The sequence below is a fragment of the Micromonospora sp. NPDC047134 genome (genome assembly GCF_040643455.1).
Classification (GTDB): Bacteria; Actinomycetota; Actinomycetes; order Mycobacteriales; family Micromonosporaceae; genus Micromonospora.
Window position 1 is genome coordinate 34,638 of record NZ_JBEYUI010000035.1, and the last position, 16,094, is coordinate 50,731.

The 16,094-nt window shown below is 72.9% G+C and carries 11 protein-coding genes; 8 read left to right on the forward strand and 3 right to left on the reverse strand.

What is annotated here, in order from left to right; all coding sequences use genetic code 11:
- Positions 1-4 precede the first annotated feature (4 nt).
- Entirely contained in the window at positions 5-1,870 is a 1,866-nt protein-coding gene (dnaK, locus tag ABZ795_RS26850; RefSeq protein WP_357532354.1) for a molecular chaperone DnaK, read from the reverse strand.
- 218 nt (positions 1,871-2,088) lie between these two features.
- Here dnaK and ABZ795_RS26855 point away from each other — a divergent pair, with 218 nt between their 5' ends.
- Genes ABZ795_RS26855 through ABZ795_RS26865 form a run of 3 tightly spaced genes read left to right on the forward strand, consistent with a single transcriptional unit; the run spans position 2,089 to position 6,906 of the window.
- On the forward strand, positions 2,089-3,915 hold the full coding sequence (locus tag ABZ795_RS26855) for an ABC transporter (protein ID WP_357532355.1): 1,827 nt from the start codon (positions 2,089-2,091) through the stop codon (positions 3,913-3,915).
- Between the two features lie 4 nt (positions 3,916-3,919).
- Positions 3,920-5,623, forward strand: a complete 1,704-nt coding sequence (locus ABZ795_RS26860) for a GTPase (RefSeq protein ID WP_357532356.1) — start codon at positions 3,920-3,922, stop codon at positions 5,621-5,623.
- 59 nt (positions 5,624-5,682) lie between these two features.
- Positions 5,683-6,906 (forward strand): hypothetical protein, encoded by a 1,224-nt coding sequence (locus tag ABZ795_RS26865; protein WP_327023414.1) that lies wholly within the window; start codon positions 5,683-5,685, stop codon positions 6,904-6,906.
- Between the two features lie 10 nt (positions 6,907-6,916).
- On the opposite strand, the gene ABZ795_RS26870 is transcribed toward ABZ795_RS26865, so the two are convergent.
- Entirely contained in the window at positions 6,917-7,546 is a 630-nt protein-coding gene (locus tag ABZ795_RS26870) for a phosphatase PAP2 family protein (protein ID WP_327023415.1), read from the reverse strand.
- A gap of 82 nt (positions 7,547-7,628) precedes the next feature.
- Positions 7,629-8,399 carry a hypothetical protein gene (locus tag ABZ795_RS26875; RefSeq protein ID WP_357532357.1) on the reverse strand — a complete coding sequence of 257 codons (771 nt, stop codon included), beginning with the start codon at positions 8,397-8,399 and terminating at the stop codon, positions 7,629-7,631.
- A gap of 516 nt (positions 8,400-8,915) precedes the next feature.
- Here ABZ795_RS26875 and pdhA point away from each other — a divergent pair.
- From pdhA to ABZ795_RS26900, 5 genes are all read left to right on the forward strand, one after another.
- Positions 8,916-10,091 (forward strand): pyruvate dehydrogenase (acetyl-transferring) E1 component subunit alpha, encoded by a 1,176-nt coding sequence (pdhA, locus tag ABZ795_RS26880; RefSeq protein WP_327023417.1) that lies wholly within the window; start codon positions 8,916-8,918, stop codon positions 10,089-10,091.
- Positions 10,091-11,080 carry an alpha-ketoacid dehydrogenase subunit beta gene (locus ABZ795_RS26885; protein ID WP_357532358.1) on the forward strand — a complete coding sequence of 330 codons (990 nt, stop codon included), beginning with the start codon at positions 10,091-10,093 and terminating at the stop codon, positions 11,078-11,080. Before pdhA ends, ABZ795_RS26885 begins: the two co-directional genes overlap by 1 nt.
- A complete protein-coding gene (locus tag ABZ795_RS26890) occupies positions 11,077-12,522 on the forward strand; it encodes a dihydrolipoamide acetyltransferase family protein (RefSeq protein ID WP_357532359.1) in 1,446 nt (481 codons plus the stop codon). Before ABZ795_RS26885 ends, ABZ795_RS26890 begins: the two co-directional genes overlap by 4 nt.
- Positions 12,523-12,739: 217 nt before the next feature.
- Positions 12,740-12,877 carry a hypothetical protein gene (locus ABZ795_RS26895; RefSeq protein WP_327023419.1) on the forward strand — a complete coding sequence of 46 codons (138 nt, stop codon included), beginning with the start codon at positions 12,740-12,742 and terminating at the stop codon, positions 12,875-12,877.
- A 335-nt stretch (positions 12,878-13,212) separates the two neighbouring features.
- Positions 13,213-15,948 carry a hypothetical protein gene (locus tag ABZ795_RS26900; protein ID WP_357532360.1) on the forward strand — a complete coding sequence of 912 codons (2,736 nt, stop codon included), beginning with the start codon at positions 13,213-13,215 and terminating at the stop codon, positions 15,946-15,948.
- Positions 15,949-16,094 lie beyond the last annotated feature (146 nt).

Genomic DNA, 16,094 nt, shown 5'->3' on the forward strand with positions numbered 1-16,094 from the left:
TCCCTCACTTCTTGTCCTCGTCGACGATCTCCGCGTCGACCACGTCGTCCGCACCGGGCCGGGCACCGCCCGGGGCTCCGCCGGTCGCACCGGCCGCACCGGCCGCACCGGAGTCACCCGGCTGGGCCTGCTCGCCCTGCTGGGCGTAGAGCAGCGAGCCCGCCTCCTGCGAGACCTGCGCCAGCCGCTCGTGGGCCGACTTGATCTTCTCGATGTCGCTGCCACCCAGGGCACCGCGCAGCTCACCGAGGGCCTCGTTGAGCTTCTCGCGGTTCTCGGCGGGGAGCTTGTCACCGTTCTCGGCGAGGAACTTCTCGGTCTGCCACTGCAGGGCCTCGGCGACGTTGCGGGTCTCCGCCTCCTCGCGGCGGCGCTTGTCCTCCTCGGCGTGCTCCTCGGCGTCCCGGCGCATCCGCTCGATGTCATCCTTCGGCAGCGAGGAGCCGCCGGTGATGGTCATCTTCTGCTCCTTGCCGGTGCCCAGGTCCTTCGCGTGGACGTTGACGATGCCGTTGGCGTCGATGTCGAAGGTGACCTCGATCTGCGGCACCCCACGCGGGGCCGGCGGGAGACCGGTCAGCTCGAAGGTGCCGAGCTTCTTGTTGTACGCCGCGATGTCGCGCTCACCCTGGAAGACCTGGATCAGCACCGACGGCTGGTTGTCGTCGGCCGTGGTGAAGACCTCGGACCGCTTGGTCGGGATGGTGGTGTTGCGCTCGATCAGCTTGGTGAAGATGCCACCCTTGGTCTCGATGCCCAGGCTCAGCGGGGTCACGTCGAGCAGCAGGACGTCCTTGACCTCACCCTTGAGCACACCGGCCTGCAGGGCGGCGCCGACGGCGACGACCTCGTCCGGGTTGACCCCCTTGTTGGGCTCCCGGCCGGTGAGCTCCTTGACCAGGTCGGTCACGGCCGGCATCCGGGTCGAGCCGCCGACCAGGATCACGTGGTCGACGTCGGCGACCTTGATCCCGGCGTCCTTGACGGCCTGCTCAAACGGGATCTTGCAGCGGTCCAGCAGGTCCTGCGTCATGCGCTGGAACTCGGCCCGGCTCAGGGTCACGTCCAGGTGCAGCGGGCCGGCCGCACCGGCGGTGATGTACGGCAGGTTGATGTTGGTGGTGGTGGCGGCGGACAGCTCGATCTTGGCCTTCTCGGCCGCCTCCTTGAGCCGCTGCATCGCCATCTTGTCCTGCGACAGGTCGATGCCGTGCTCACCACGGAAGGTCTTGACCAGGTGATCCATGATCCGCTGGTCCCAGTCGTCACCGCCGAGCAGGTTGTCACCGCTGGTCGACTTGACCTCGATGACCCCCTCGGCCAGCTCCAGCAGGGACACGTCGAAGGTGCCGCCACCGAGGTCGAAGACCAGGACGGTCTGCTCCTTGGAGCCCTTGTCCAGCCCGTACGCCAGGGCCGCCGCGGTCGGCTCGTTGACGATCCGCAGCACGTTGAAGCCGGCGATCTCACCGGCCTCCTTGGTGGCCTGACGCTGGCCGTCGTTGAAGTACGCCGGGACGGTGATCACCGCGTCGGTGATCTGCTCGCCCAGGTAGGCCTCGGCGTCCCGCTTGAGCTTCATCAGGGTGCGGGCCGAGATCTCCTGCGGGGTGTACTTCTTGCCGTCGATGTCGACGGACCAGTTGGTGCCGATCTCCCGCTTGACCGAACGGATGGTCCGGTCCGGGTTCGTCACCGCCTGACGCTTGGCTACCTCGCCGACGAGCACCTCGCCGTTGCGGGCGAACGCGACGATCGACGGGGTCGTCCGCGAGCCCTCAGCGTTGGCGATGACGGTGGGCTCACCGCCCTCCAGAACGCTGACGCAGGAGTTCGTCGTGCCGAGGTCGATACCGACCGCACGTGCCATCTTCGCTTCCTCGCTTCGTAACGTTGAGCAGGTGACGGGCCTCCCGTCACACCGCCCGGCAGGCGCCGCCCGCTGCGACCCCACCTCAAGTTGAGTGAACTTGACTCAATAGTGCCACGCCCACTGTAATCGTCAAGTCAGGGTTGAGCCCACCAGGCGCAACCCGCCTGGTGGGCGATCGGTTGTCTTACCTTGTGTCGGTCGGGCACGCTTTAGCGGTGACGACGAACGGCGATCCCGGCTCACCTCCCGGCGCGCCCGCCGTCGCAGCCCGCACCGGCCCGACCGACGCCGGGGAGGACCGGCCCGCCGGGGACGACCGCCTGCCCGATGCCCTGTCCGGCCTGCGCGCCGCGATCGGGGCCGCCGGTTTCCCCCTCGTCCTGCCCTCGGCCGAGCCCGCCGAGCGGACCGGGGTCGCCCTGGCCGCCCAACTGGACGACTATCTGCTGCCCCGGCTGGCCCGCCTGGACGCCCCGCTGCTCGTGGTGGTCGGCGGATCCACCGGTGCCGGCAAGTCGACCCTGGTCAACAGCCTGGTGCAGGCCCGGGTCAGCGCCGCCGGGGTGCTGCGTCCGACCACCCGCTCACCCGTGCTGGTCTGCAATCCGGCCGACTCACCCTGGTTCCGCCGAGGGGAACTGCTGCCCGGCCTGACCCGTACCAACCAGCCCAGTGACGACCCGGGCACCCTGCACCTGGTCACCGCCCCGGCGCTGGCCCCCGGGCTGGCCTTCCTGGACGCCCCCGACATCGACTCCGTGGTCGACGCCAACCGGGCCCTGGCCGGCCAACTGCTGGCCGCCGCCGACCTCTGGCTCTTCGTGACCACGGCCGCCCGGTACGCCGACGCCGTGCCCTGGGAACTGCTGCGCGGCGCCCGGGCCCGAGGCGCGGTGATCGCCATGGTGCTGGACCGGGTGCCGGCCGAGGCCACCGAGGAGGTGGCCGCCCACCTGGCCGAGATGCTCGCCGAACAGGGTCTGGGCTCGGCCCCGCTGTTCGTGCTGCCGGAGACCTGGGTCGACGGGCAGGGTCTGCTGCCCGCCCGGGTCACCGCACCCCTGGCCGACTGGTTCGCCCGGCTGGCCGCCGACGCCGACGCGCGGTCGGCGGTGATCCGGCAGACCCTGGGCGGCGCCCTGGCCGCCCTGCAACCGGCCGTGGAGGGCCTGGCGGTCGCCGCCGACGACCAGGTGGCCGCCGCGGAGGCCCTGGATGATCGGGTACACGCCGCGTACCGGGCCGCGAACCACACCGTCGAGCAGGGGCTGCGCGACGGCCGGCTGCTGCGCGGCGAGGTGCTGGCCCGCTGGCAGGAGTTCGTCGGCACCAGCGACTTCTTCCGCACCCTGGAGGCACGCATCGGCCGGCTTCGGGACCGGCTGGTGGCCGCCTTCAGCCGACGTCCGGCCCCCGCCACCGAACTACGCGAGGCGATCGAATCCCAGCTGGTCACCCTGCTGCGGGCGGTGGCCGCCGAGGCGGCCGAGGCGGCGTACACCGGCTGGCGGGCCCATCCGGCCGGGGCCGCCCTACTCACCCCGGACCTCGCCCACCCCGGCGCCGACCTGCCCGAACGCGCCGAGCGGCTGGTCCGGGACTGGCAGCGGGGGGTGCTGGAACTGGTCCGCGAAGAGGGCGGCGACCGACGGTTCGTGGCCCGTACGGCGGCCTACGCGGTGAACGCCACCGGGCTGGTTGTCATGATCGCCGTTTTCGCCTCGACCGCCTTCATGCCTACCGGGCTGGAGGTCGCCACCGGAGCGGGCACCACGGTCGCCGGACAGGCCGTACTGCAAGCGATCTTCGGCGACCAGGCGGTGCGTACCCTGGCCAACAAGGCCCGGGAGGACCTGCTGGACCGGGTGCGGACCCTGCTGGAGGCGGAGGCCGACCGCTACCTGACCCGGACCGAGCAGGCCCGGCCGCTGGCGCAGACCGCTACGGCGTTGCGCCAGGCCGCCGAGCAGGTGGAGGCGGCCCGGGTGAGCAGCGGATTCGCCGCCCTGAGTGAGCCGGCCGACCGGGGACGGTCGGCGTGAGGGCATGGACCAGCCGGGAGCGGCCGTGATGGGAATGGGCGGACGCCTGCGTGAGGCGTTGCGGGCGGACGGCCGGGTCGACGCCGACCAGTTGGTCGCCCGACTGGAGGCGATCCGCCGGTTCCTCGGCATAGTCGACGGCCACCTGCCGGACACTCCGCTGGTGCCGGCCCGCACCCTAGTCGAACGGGCCGGAACCCGACTCTCCCTCTCCCGCGACCACACCGTCGTGGCCCTGGCCGGGGCGACCGGCAGCGGCAAGTCCAGCCTGTTCAACGCGATGGCCGGGATGGATCTCTCCACTGTCGGGGTACGCCGACCGACCACCGGGGTGGCCCACGCCTGCGTGTGGGGTCCCCTGGACGGTGGCACCCGACTGCTGGACTGGCTCGGCGTACTGCCCCGACACCGGTTCGTCCGGGAGAGCGCGCTGGACGGCGACGACGAGTCCACCCTGCACGGGCTGATCCTGCTGGACCTGCCGGACTTCGACTCCGTGCAGCACTCCCACCGGTTGGAGGTGGACCGGCTGCTCGGCCTGGTCGACCTGGTGGTCTGGGTGGTCGATCCGCAGAAGTACGCCGACCGGGTGGTGCACGACAGCTACCTGCGCGAGTTCCGCCGGCACCGCGAGGTGACCGTGGTCGTGCTCAACCAGGTCGACCGACTGCCCCCGGCCGAGGTATCCCGGGTGCTGGCCGACCTGCGTCGACTGCTCGACGCCGACGGGCTGGAAGGGGTGCCACTGCTGGCCACCACGGTCGCCGACCCGGCCGGGACCCAGGGGCTGCGTGAGGCGCTGGAACGCAGCGTCGCCCAGCGGCAGGCCGCCCTGCGCCGGCTCTCCGGTGACGTGGACGCCGTGGTCGCCGCCCTGGACGAGATGGTCGGGGCCCCCCAGGCGACGCTGAGCACTGGCGATCCCTCGGTGGCCGCACTGGACCGGGCCCTGGTAGCCGCCGCGGGGGTACCGACCGTCGTGGCGGCGGTGGAGCAGGCGTACCGGCACCGGGCCGCCTCGACCACCGGCTGGCCGCTGGTACGGGCCTGGCGGCGGCTGCGCCCCGATCCGCTGCGTCGGCTGCACCTTCCCGACCGATCCGGTACGGCACCCGAGGCGGCGAGTCTGGTCGCCGCCACCTCGGTGCCGGAGCCCAGCAGCGCTGACCGGTCCGCGTTGGGGCTGGCGGTGCGCACGGTGGCCGAGGGGGCCGGTGCCGGCCTGCCCAGCGGCTGGCCGAACGCGGTCACCGCGGCGGCCCGGTCCCGACTGGGCGACCTGCCGGACGCCCTGGACCGCGCGATCTCCGGCACCGACCTGGGGATGGACCGTCCCCGGACCTGGTGGCGACTGGTCGGGGCGGTGCAGTGGCTGGTGACCCTGGCCGCCGTGGCCGGGCTCGGCTGGCTGGCCCTCGGCTACGCCCTGCGGGCCCTGGGGTTGCCGGAACTGCGTCATCCGATGGTCGGTGAGGTGCCCGTGCCGACCCTGCTGCTGCTCGGCGGGCTGCTGGCCGGGTTGCTGGTGGCGGCCCTGACCCGACCGGTTACCCGGTGGGCCGCCGGACGGGCCCGCCGACGCGCCGAGGCCCGGTTGACCAGCGCGGTGGCCGAGGTGGGCGAGGAGTACGTGCTGGCACCGGTCCGGGCGGTGATCGCCGCGCACGCCGATGCCCGGACCGTCCTGGAGGTGGCCCGACACCGGTGACCGCCCCGAGGGGACTGCGCTCACCCCTGGTCGGGCCCTCGGCGGCGTAGTGTCAGCACATGGCCACGCCACAGACCCCGTACGAAGCCGTGCTGCACGCCGCCCGCGACGTGACCAAGCTCGACACCGCCCTCGACGCGGAGATGCTCGGTGCGGCGCTGCTGGGCAGCGTGTACGAGGTAGCGGAGACCGACCGGGAGACGGCCGTACGCGAGTTCGTGGCCGGTTTCCTGGCGGCGACCTCCCGACGGCGGGCCCTGGCCGCGACCACCGTACGCGCGGTGTTCGCCGCCCTGGTGCCGGACGCCGAGGGCGCGGACCGGGTTCGCCCCGGTGCCGCTGCCCCGGCCTGGTCCGGGCAGCTGGGTCGGGTGCATCTCACCGGCACCTGGGCGTACGGCGACGTCTACGGCGACCAGACCTCCTATCTGGCCACCTTCGCCTACGACGACACCCTGGGTGGGCCGGAGCACGCGTTGATCGCGCTGGTGGACCACAACATCGGCATCGCCAAGGACGTCTTCATCGGCGGGCCGGCGAGCCGGATCCTGGCCCAGGTGCGGCAGTTGTGCGCCGAGGACGAGCTGACCTGGTTCCGGGAGGAGGAACCGAGCCGGATGCGTGACGAGGTGACCCGGCATCTGGCCGTCACCGACCAACTCGGGCAGTTGCCCGGGGCCAGTTCCCTGGCCACCGATCGCGCCCTGGTCGGGGCCCGGCTGGCCATCCTCCCGGCCGGGCCGGGAGGCGCCGCGCCGGTGCCCCCCGCCGATCCGCTGCCGGCCGCCGTACGCAGCGACGAGATCCGACGGTTCCTGGCCTCCCCGGAGGCCGTCCGGGCGGGGTTCGACGACCTGGACGGCGCGGAGTTGGCCTCCCTGCACTTCTGCCTGGGCCTGCTGCTGGACCATGCGGCCACCTTCGCCGACGCCGACCCCCTGCGCTGGAGCCCGACCGTGGCCGGGTTCTTCCTGCTCGACTGGGTGCACCGCCGGGCCGTACTGGACATGGACGACGCCGCGATGCTGCCCCGGGTGCTGCGGGCCTGGGCCGGGTACGCCGCCCGCAGGCGTGGCCTGCCGGAGACGGCCGCAATCGGTACGGACACCGCCATCGCGGAGATGGTGCCGGAGTTCGTCCGGCTCTACGCCACCGGTGAGCGGCGCAGCCCGGCGACCGCCGCGGTGGCCCAGTTGATGGCCGACGGGGTGGACCCGGACGACCCGGCCGCCCTGGACGCCTGGATCGACGCCAACCGGCACCGCCTGGCCGACGAGGGCTGACCCGCCCGGGTCAGCGCAGCAGGGCGTAGACCACCGCCGCTACCAGGGCACCGAGCAGGCCACCGGTGAGCACCTGGGCGGGGGTGTGGTCACCCAACCGGACCCGGGACCAGCCGACCAGCCCGAGCAGCGGGGTGGCGAGCAACAGCCAGGCGCCGAAGGTGACGACCAGCACCACGAGGGTGCCGGCCGCCACCGCAGAGTGGATCGACATCTTCCACCAGTGGCTGACCGTCACCGCCACCAGCAGGCCCACCAGTCCGGCGGTGACCAGTGCCAGTACGGGTCTGGGGGCGCCGAGCACGGCCAGCAGGGCCAGCCCGGCGGCGACCGAACCGAGCCCGAACAGCAGCGGCACCCGCCGTTGTTCGCGTACCCGGATGTGGTGATCGGTCAGCTGGCCCCGGCGCACCCCACCGAGGATGTACGCCATCGGGATCAGGCTGACGAAGACCACGGCCACCAGGCCCCAGCCCAGGCCCCTCGCCGTGCCCTGGGCGCTGTGCCAGCCGATCACCACGGTCAGCAGCGACACCAGGACGGCGGGCGCGGTCAACTCGGTGACGATCCGGGCCAGTCGCAGCCCCGGGCCGGGCCGGACCGCAGCGACCTCGTCGGTGGCCAGGTCACGGTCGACCAAGATTCGATCCCCTGCTTCGCTCCGGTCCGTCGAGGGCGATGTGCCGCCGTGCTCACCGTACCGTCGGCGAAGGGGTGCTTCCTCAGTGTTCGGCGGCGGGGGCCGGCTCGGCCGAGATCCCGGGCTCCGTCGGGCTACCGGGCTGCGCCGATGTGGACGGATCCGTCGTGACGCAGGGCTGGCTGCTGGCCACCGGGTCGGTCATGTTCGGTGGTTCTGCCGAGGCAGTGGGCTCGGCGGGCGGATCCGGGTCCGGGGAGGCACTGGGCTCGGCCGGCGGATCGGGCGACACCGAGGGGGTGGGGGGTTCGCTCGGGGGGGTCGGCTTCGGCGTGGGCGAGGTGCCCGGCAGGGGCCGGGTCGGGGTGGGGGTGGGTGCCGGGCTGGGGCGTGGGTACGGCGCGGGGGTGGGCAGCGGTGGCCGGGGGGAGTTCGCCGGTGGGGCCACCTGACGCTGCGGGGTCAGGTCCACCGGAGGGGGGATCGGCCCGGGGTCGGGTCGGTCAGTCGGGCTGACCGGTGGGGCGGCCGGAGCGGTCGAGGGTAAGGCCGTCGGGGTGGCCGGCGCGGCGCCGGTGGGGGGTGGCGGAATGACCACCGGCCCCACGGAGGGCGTCGGGATGAAGGGGGTGCCGCTGTCCGGCAGGGCGGTGCTGCCCACGGTCGCCGAGCCGGTGCTGATCGCGGCCAGCACCGGCATCGAGGCCGTACCGGCCAGCAGGGCGACCGTCAGCAGGTAGCCCCGGGAAGGGCCGGCGGTGCGTACCGCCCGGTGGGCGCCGATCACTCGGCGGTAGCCCTCCGGTGGCCGGTGCCGACCGGGTGCCTCCGCGCCCTCAGCTGGTTCCGACACCACGCACTCCTCGCCGTCACCGGGGCCGGGACCGCCATGAGCAGCCCGGGGGGCACCGAGGTCGGCACGGGGCCCACCCGAGAAGCGTGGGTCAGTGGCCGCGCCGCAGCCAACCCCCCGCAGCGTGGCGAAACACCCCATCTGACCGAATGGCGACAAATATCGCCGGTTCGGCCGGGAGTCGCTGGACCAGACACCTCGGCATTTCAGGTAACGAACCGGACCCGGGCCGGGATGCGGAGCAGGCAGGGTGTGGGACGGCTCACCCATGATGCGAATATGGACCCACGACGGCAGTGCAGCCGCGACCTCCGCGCACCACGCGGTAGGCGCGACTGGGCGCCGACGCTCCCCGAACCGGGTTCGGCCATGAATCCGGCTCACGCCGCGCGGCAACCCCCACCGGGGCTAGGCGCGGTCGCCAGGAACCGATCCCGGCACCAGCCGGGGCGGGCTCACGAGTCGCGCGGCCGGGTGACCCCCCGGTGCCGACGCAGACACGACAGGGAGAGACGGATGGCAAAGGGCGACCCCGGGGCCAGCACCCGCGGCCGACGAGCCGCACCCCGATCCAGGAAGGCTCCGACCGGCGACCCGGAGCTGGTGCAACTGCTCACCCCGACGGGTGAGCGGATCGACAGCGTCACCGGCCCGGACGGCGTCGAATACCGTGTCGACTTCACCGACGAGGAATACCGCGGCCTCTACCGCGACCTGGTCCTCGTTCGGAAGTTGGACGCCGAGGCCACCGCCCTGCAACGGCAGGGCGAGCTGGGCCTGTGGGCCAGTCTGCTGGGCCAGGAGGCCGCGCAGGTCGGTTCCGGTCGGGCGCTACGCGCGCAGGACATGGCCTTCCCGACCTACCGGGAGCACGGCGTCCTCTACTGCCGTGGCATCGATCCGATCATGCCCCTGGGCCTGTTCCGCGGCGTCGACCAGGGCGGCTGGGATCCGAACGAGTTCAAGTTCAACATGTACACGATCGTGATCGGGGCGCAGACCCTGCACGCGACCGGGTACGCCATGGGCGTCGTCATGGACGGCAAGACCGGCGGCGAGGACGGCGAGGCGGTCATCGCCTACTTCGGTGACGGTGCCACCAGCCAGGGCGACGTGAACGAGGCCTTCGTCTGGGCCAGCGTCTTCAACGCCCCGCTGGTGTTCTTCTGCCAGAACAACCAGTACGCCATCTCCGAGCCCCTGGAGCGGCAGACCCGGGTTCCGCTGTACCGGCGGGCCGCCGGCTTCGGCTTCCCCGGCGTCCGGGTGGACGGCAACGACGTGCTGGCCACGTACGCGGTGGCCCGGCACGCCCTGGACAACGCCCGGCAGGGGCAGGGCCCCAGCCTGATCGAGGCGTACACCTACCGGATGGGCGCGCACACCACCTCCGACGACCCGACCCGCTACCGCATCGCCAGCGAGGTCGAGGCCTGGCAGGCCAAGGATCCGATCGCCCGGATGAAGGCCTTCCTGGAACGGGAGAAGATCGCCGACGGCGACTTCTTCGCCGAGGTCGACGAGCAGGCCCGCCGGGAGGCGATCGACCTGCGCGAGCGGGTGCTGGCCATGCCGGACCCGGCACCGGTCACCATGTTCGACCACGTCTACCCCAACGGGTCGCCGCTGCTCGACGAGCAGCGCGCGCAGTTCAACAAGTACTTCGACTCGTTCGAGGGGAGCGCGCACTGATGGCCACGGAGACGCTCACCCTCGGCAAGGCCCTCAACATCGGCCTGCGCAAGGCCCTGGAGAACGACCCCAAGGTCGTCATCATGGGCGAGGACGTCGGCAAGCTGGGCGGGGTCTTCCGGATCACGGACGGGTTGCAGAAGGACTTCGGTGACCAGCGGGTGATCGACACCCCGCTGGCCGAGTCCGGCATCATCGGCACCGCGGTCGGCCTGGCCATCCGGGGCTACCGGCCGATCTGCGAGATCCAGTTCGACGGCTTCGTCTACCCCGCGTACGACCAGATCGTGTCGCAGGTGGCGAAGATGCACTACCGCTCGGGCGGCAAGCTGCGCATCCCGATGGTCATCCGGATTCCCTTCGGTGGCGGCATCGGGGCGGTGGAGCACCACTCGGAGTCCCCCGAGGCGTACTTCGCCCACACCGCCGGCCTGAAGGTCGTCTCCTGCGCCAACCCGCAGGACGCGTACGTGATGATCCAGCAGGCGATCGCCTCGGACGACCCGATCGTCTTCCTGGAGCCGAAGCGGCGCTACTGGGAGAAGGGGCAGGTCGACCTGGACGCCCCGCTGTTCGAGGCGTACCCGCTGCACTCGGCCCGGGTGGTGCGGCCGGGCACGGACGCCACCCTGCTGGCGTACGGCCCGATGGTGCGCACCTGCCTGGACGCGGCGACCGCCGCGGCCGAGGACGGCCGCAACCTGGAGGTCATCGACCTGCGGACCCTCTCCCCGCTGGACCTGGGTCCGGTGTACGAGTCGGTGCGGCGCACCGGCCGCGCGGTGGTGGTGCACGAGGCACCCTCCAACGTGGGCCTGGGGGCGGAGATCGCGGCCCGGATCACCGAGGAGTGCTTCTACTCCCTGGAGTCGCCCGTGCTGCGGGTCACCGGCTTCGACACCCCCTACCCGGCCGCCCGGGTGGAGGAGGAGTACCTGCCCGACCTCGACCGGGTGCTCGACGCCGTCGACCGCACCTTCGGCTGGTGAGCGGCATGTCCCGGATCAAGGAGTTCAACCTTCCCGACCTCGGCGAGGGCCTGACCGAGGGCGAGATCCTCGCCTGGCTGGTCAAGGTGGGCGACACCATCGAGCTGAACCAGCCGATCGTCGAGGTGGAGACCGCCAAGGCGGCCGTGGAGATCCCGGCCAAGTGGGCCGGTCAGGTGCAGGCCATCTTCCACCCGGAGGGCACCACGGTCGAGGTCGGTACGCCGATCATCGCGATCGACACCGACCCGGCTGCCGGGCCGATGCCGGAGGAGCTGCCCACCCCCTCGGCGGCCTCGCTGGCCGCGGTGGACATCGCTCCGGCGGAGGGGGCGGTCGAGCCGGGCCTGATCGGTGGTCCCGCCCCGGGTGGGCGTACCGCCGTCCTGGTCGGCTACGGCCCCCGCACCACGGCCGCGAAGCGCCGGCCCCGCAAGGGCGCGACCCCGACCCAGGCCCCCGCCCCGGCTCCGGTGCCGGTCCAGGCCACCCCGGCGCCTGCGGCGGTGCCTGCTGCCCCTGCGGCGGTGAACGGCAACGGGCACCTGGCCGGGCCGGTGCTGGCCAAGCCGCCGGTCCGCAAGCTGGCCAAGGATCTCGGGGTCGACCTGCGTACCCTGACCGGCTCGGGTCCGCTGGGCTCGATCACCCGGGAGGACGTACAGCGGGCCGTGGCGGCACCGGCGGCGGCCGAGCCGCTGACGGTAGGCGCGGCGACCACCTCCGCCGCGAGCTTCGGCGCCGACCGGGAGCAGCGCATCCCGGTCAAGGGGGTACGCAAGCTCACCGCCGAGAACATGTCCCGCTCGGCGTTCACCGCCCCCCACGTCACCGAGTTCCTGACCATCGACATGACCAGGGCGATGAAGGCCCTGGACCGACTGCGTGGCCGACGTGAGTGGCGCGAGGTACGGGTCTCGCCACTGCTGCTGGTGGCGAAGGCGGTGCTGCTGGCGGTCAAGCGACACCCGATGGTCAACTCGACCTGGGCCGGCGAGGAGATCGTCGTCAAGGAGTACGTCAACCTGGGTATCGCGGCGGCCACCGAGCGCGGCCTGATCGTGCCGAACATCAAGGATGCCGGGCGACTGACCCTGCGCGAGTTGGCCGATGCGCTGACCGACCTGGTGCAGACCGCCAAGGCCGGTAGGACCTCGCCGGCCGCCATGTCCGGCGGCACCCTGACCATCACCAACGTCGGGGTGTTCGGGGTGGACACCGGGACCCCGATCCTGCCGCCGGGGGAGTCGGCGATCCTGGCCTTCGGTGCCGTACGCGAGCAGCCCTGGGTGCACAAGGGCAAGGTCAAGCCCCGCATGGTCACCACCCTCGCGCTCTCCTTCGACCACCGGATCATCGACGGTGAGCTGGGTTCGAAGTTCCTGCGCGACATCGGTGACTTCCTCACCGACCCCGAGGCGGCCCTGCTCGCCTGGACCTGACCCGGTACGACGACGGCCGGTGTGCCACGGGTGAACGCCCGGCACACCGGCCGTTGCCGTTGGGCGAAGAATCCCGGTCCACACTCCACCCTGGACCTAAGATTCTTAGGTTGGTGTTGCAGCTCACCTAATAATCGATGGAAATCCGCGTGGTTCTGGGGTTAAATAGAGACCACAAGGGGCCGACAACCGAATAGCACAGCAGGAGAGACAGACCATGAGCATGATCGAGCGAATCCGTACCCGCCGTGACGCGAACCGGCGCGCCCGCGCCATCGAGCGAGCCCTGCGCTCCGCGAGTTCGCCGTCCGTCCGCGACGAGATCCTCGCCATCGCCCAGCGTCACACGCACTGACGCCACCCGACTTCAACTCACCTCCCCAACCACGACCCGCCCGGCGCACCGGGCGGGTCGTTGGCATTGGGCCCGGGCAGTGACACCGGGATACCGCCTCACCCCAGCGCCCGGTACGGTGGTTCACGGTCGTCACCCCGCCCCGGGCAGGTCACGCGATAGATGCGGATCGACATCGCCCGGCAACAGACAGTGACGATCGGCGCTCCCCGGATGCGCCCCGGTGACAACCGGATACGGTGCGGGGAGCCGGCACGGCCGGCACGCCGGCACCGCCGGCTGCCCGGCCGAGAGATCGGCGACGGCGGCCGACATGTGATGGAGGAGGCGCACGCATGACGTCCGAGGGCCCGCACCACCCCGGCCACGAGCCGGACGAGGTGCCGCCGGGCGGCGGCGGATCGGCGCCGTACGGCGACCGCCCGGTTCAGCAGGACAACGGATACGGCGCACCCGCCCCGGATCTCGGCTGGGCTCCGCCACCACCAGCCCGGCCTGACCAGGCCGCCCCCGCTTGGGCGAGTCAGCCGGGCGCGGGTTGGGGTGGCCCACAGGCCACCCGGCAGGCGCAGAGCCCGAACTCCGGCACCTGGGCACCGCCCGCCGGCGGGCAGCCCTCCTGGACCGCACCGAACGAGCAACCCGCCAGCGGCCAGCCCGCCTGGGCGGCACAGGGTGAGCAACCGGCCGGCGGTCAGCCGTCCTGGAACGCACAGGGCGAGCAACCGGCCGGTGGCCAGCCGTCCTGGGCGGCCCAGGGTGAGCACCCCGCCGCCAACTGGCCGGCGCCGTCCACCTCGGACCAGCCTGCCTGGGCCAACGGTGGGCAGAGCAACCCGGCCTGGGGTGGTGGTGGCACCACATCGGAGACTCCCTCACCGGCTGAGTGGACTCCCCATCAGACCGCCCCCGACCAGTCGACCGGCGGCCAGCCCGGCTCCGCCCGGCCCGGTGGCTGGGCTGCCGACCAGCAGCCGGAGTGGAACGCCGCCCCCCGCCCCGATGAGCAGCCGCCAGGCTGGGCCACCACCGCAGGCCCGCCCGAGTCTCCCCAGCAGCCCGACTGGGCGCAGGGTGGCTCGCCGGCTCAGCCGAACTGGGCGCAGCAGGTTGGTGCACCCGCCCAGCCCGATTGGGCGCAGCAGGCCGGTTCGCCCGCTCAGCCGGATTGGCAGGCCGGTCCGTCCGGGCAGCCGGGCTGGGCTCAGTCCGATCAGCCGGTGACCCGGGCCGAGCCGCCGACCCGCAGCGAGCCGGGGGCCCGGGCCGTGGCCCAGGTACCCCAGGTCGACCCGACGTCCCGGCCACTGGCCGGTCGTGACGACGCGGCCCGAGGCGGTGCATGGCCGGCCGAGCAGCAGGAACAACCCGGCTGGGCCACCGGCGGCCAGGCCCGGCAGCCGGAGACCGGCGGTTGGGCCGGTGACCAACGGTCGACTGACGAGCGGCAGCCCGGCAACGACCGACCCGCACAGCCCGACTGGGCCACCCCGCAGCAGGCCGAGCCGACCGGCTGGTCCGGCAGCGGCGGCCCGGCCGACGAACGGCCCCAATGGTCGCCCCCGGGCCAGGACCGCCCGGCTGCCGCCTGGACCCCCACCGAGACCTCTGGTTCGGCTACGCCCCTGCCCTCGCGTACCGGCACCGACCGCGCGCCGCTGGGCGAGGTCGAGCCGTGGGCCCCCGGTGAGGCGTGGGGCAGCAGCGGAGCGCCCGAGGCCGGTGCGCCCCGGGCCGAGGCCGGTCGTTCCGACGAGAGCCCGGTCTATCAGCCCGCCCCGGCTCCGGGCATCTCGCCGGCCAACATGGTTCCGCTGCCCCCGCAGGAACAGCGGGTCCCCGGTGCCAGCCTGGCCGCCGTACCCCCGGCCGACTACCCCGCCCCGGGCCAGTACTCCGGCGAGCAGCACCCGCAGGGCCCGCGTACCGGCGGCGAGCAGCCGGGCTGGGGCCAGCCCGAGCCGCGACAGGACGAGGCGCAGCCCTCGGCCGAGGCCGCGATCCCCAACCCTCGGACCTCGCCCGAGTCCGTCGGCCGGGCCACCCCGCCGGCGGCCACCGGCGCCGTCTCGGCCAGCGCCTCCGTACCGACGACCAGCCGGGTCACCCCGCCGGCCGACCACGTGGTGCGCCCGACCGGCACCCCGGCACCCCGGGTGTACGGCCGACCGGCCCGCCCGGAACCGGAGGAGCCGGTCCAGGAGCGGGAGGAGCAGCCCTCGGCGCCCCGGTTCGACCAGGGCCCGGACCCGCGCTTCGGGGAGCACGAGCAGCCCGGTCCGCGCGGTTTCGCCGGTGCGGTCGCTCCGGCCTCACCCGCCTTCCCGCCGGGCCTGCCGAGCTTCGCCGACGCCCCGGCGACCGACCGCCCGGTCAACGGCGTCAAGCCGCACGCCGAACCGCCCTCGCCCGCCGACCGCTTCGGCGGCCCCACCGGTGGTGCCTCCCGTGACCCCTTCGGCGGCCCGTCCGGCGGTCCGTCTGGTGACCCCTTCGGTGCCCCGCCCGGTGATCCTTTCGGCGGCCCGTCCGGTGGTGCCGCTCGGGACCCCTTCGGCGGCCCGAACGACCGTCCCGGGGTCACCTACGGCTCCCCTGCCCGCCCGGATTCCGGCGGCAACCACACCACGGCCTTCCCCTCGGGGCCGCAGGCGAACGCGCCGTGGAGCCCGGACGCACCGGCCGCCGAGCCGGAGCAGGGCCGATTCGACGCGTTCAAGCCGGTAGCCGAGCCGGCCGCAGACGCGCCACCGCCGAAGGTACGCAACGGCCGGGTGCTAGCCGCGGTGCTGGTGGCCGCCGTGCTGATCCTCGCCATCCCGCTGGGCCTGCTGCTGCTGCTCGGCAAGTTCGGTGGCTCGGACGACAACGCCTTCGACCCGGCGGTCGGCTCCTGCGTCAAGCGCTCCGGCGAGACCGCCATCGAGGCGGTGTGCGGGGAGCCGGAGACCTTCAGCGTGGTGTCGAAGGTCGACTCGAAGGACAAGTGCCCCGACCCGGCCCTGCCGTACGTCGAGTTGCGCGGCAACGTGGAGAACCCGGTGCTCTGCCTGAAGAACGCCGCCGGCTGATCACTGGCACCACCCGAAACGCGAAGCGCCCGCCCCAAGGGGGCGGGCGCTTCTCGTGTTTTGACCATCGGGGGGGATTCGTGGTGGTCGAGGTCTAGCGGAATGGGGAGGACCCTGTCCATGATCTGAGTTCTCACACAAAGATC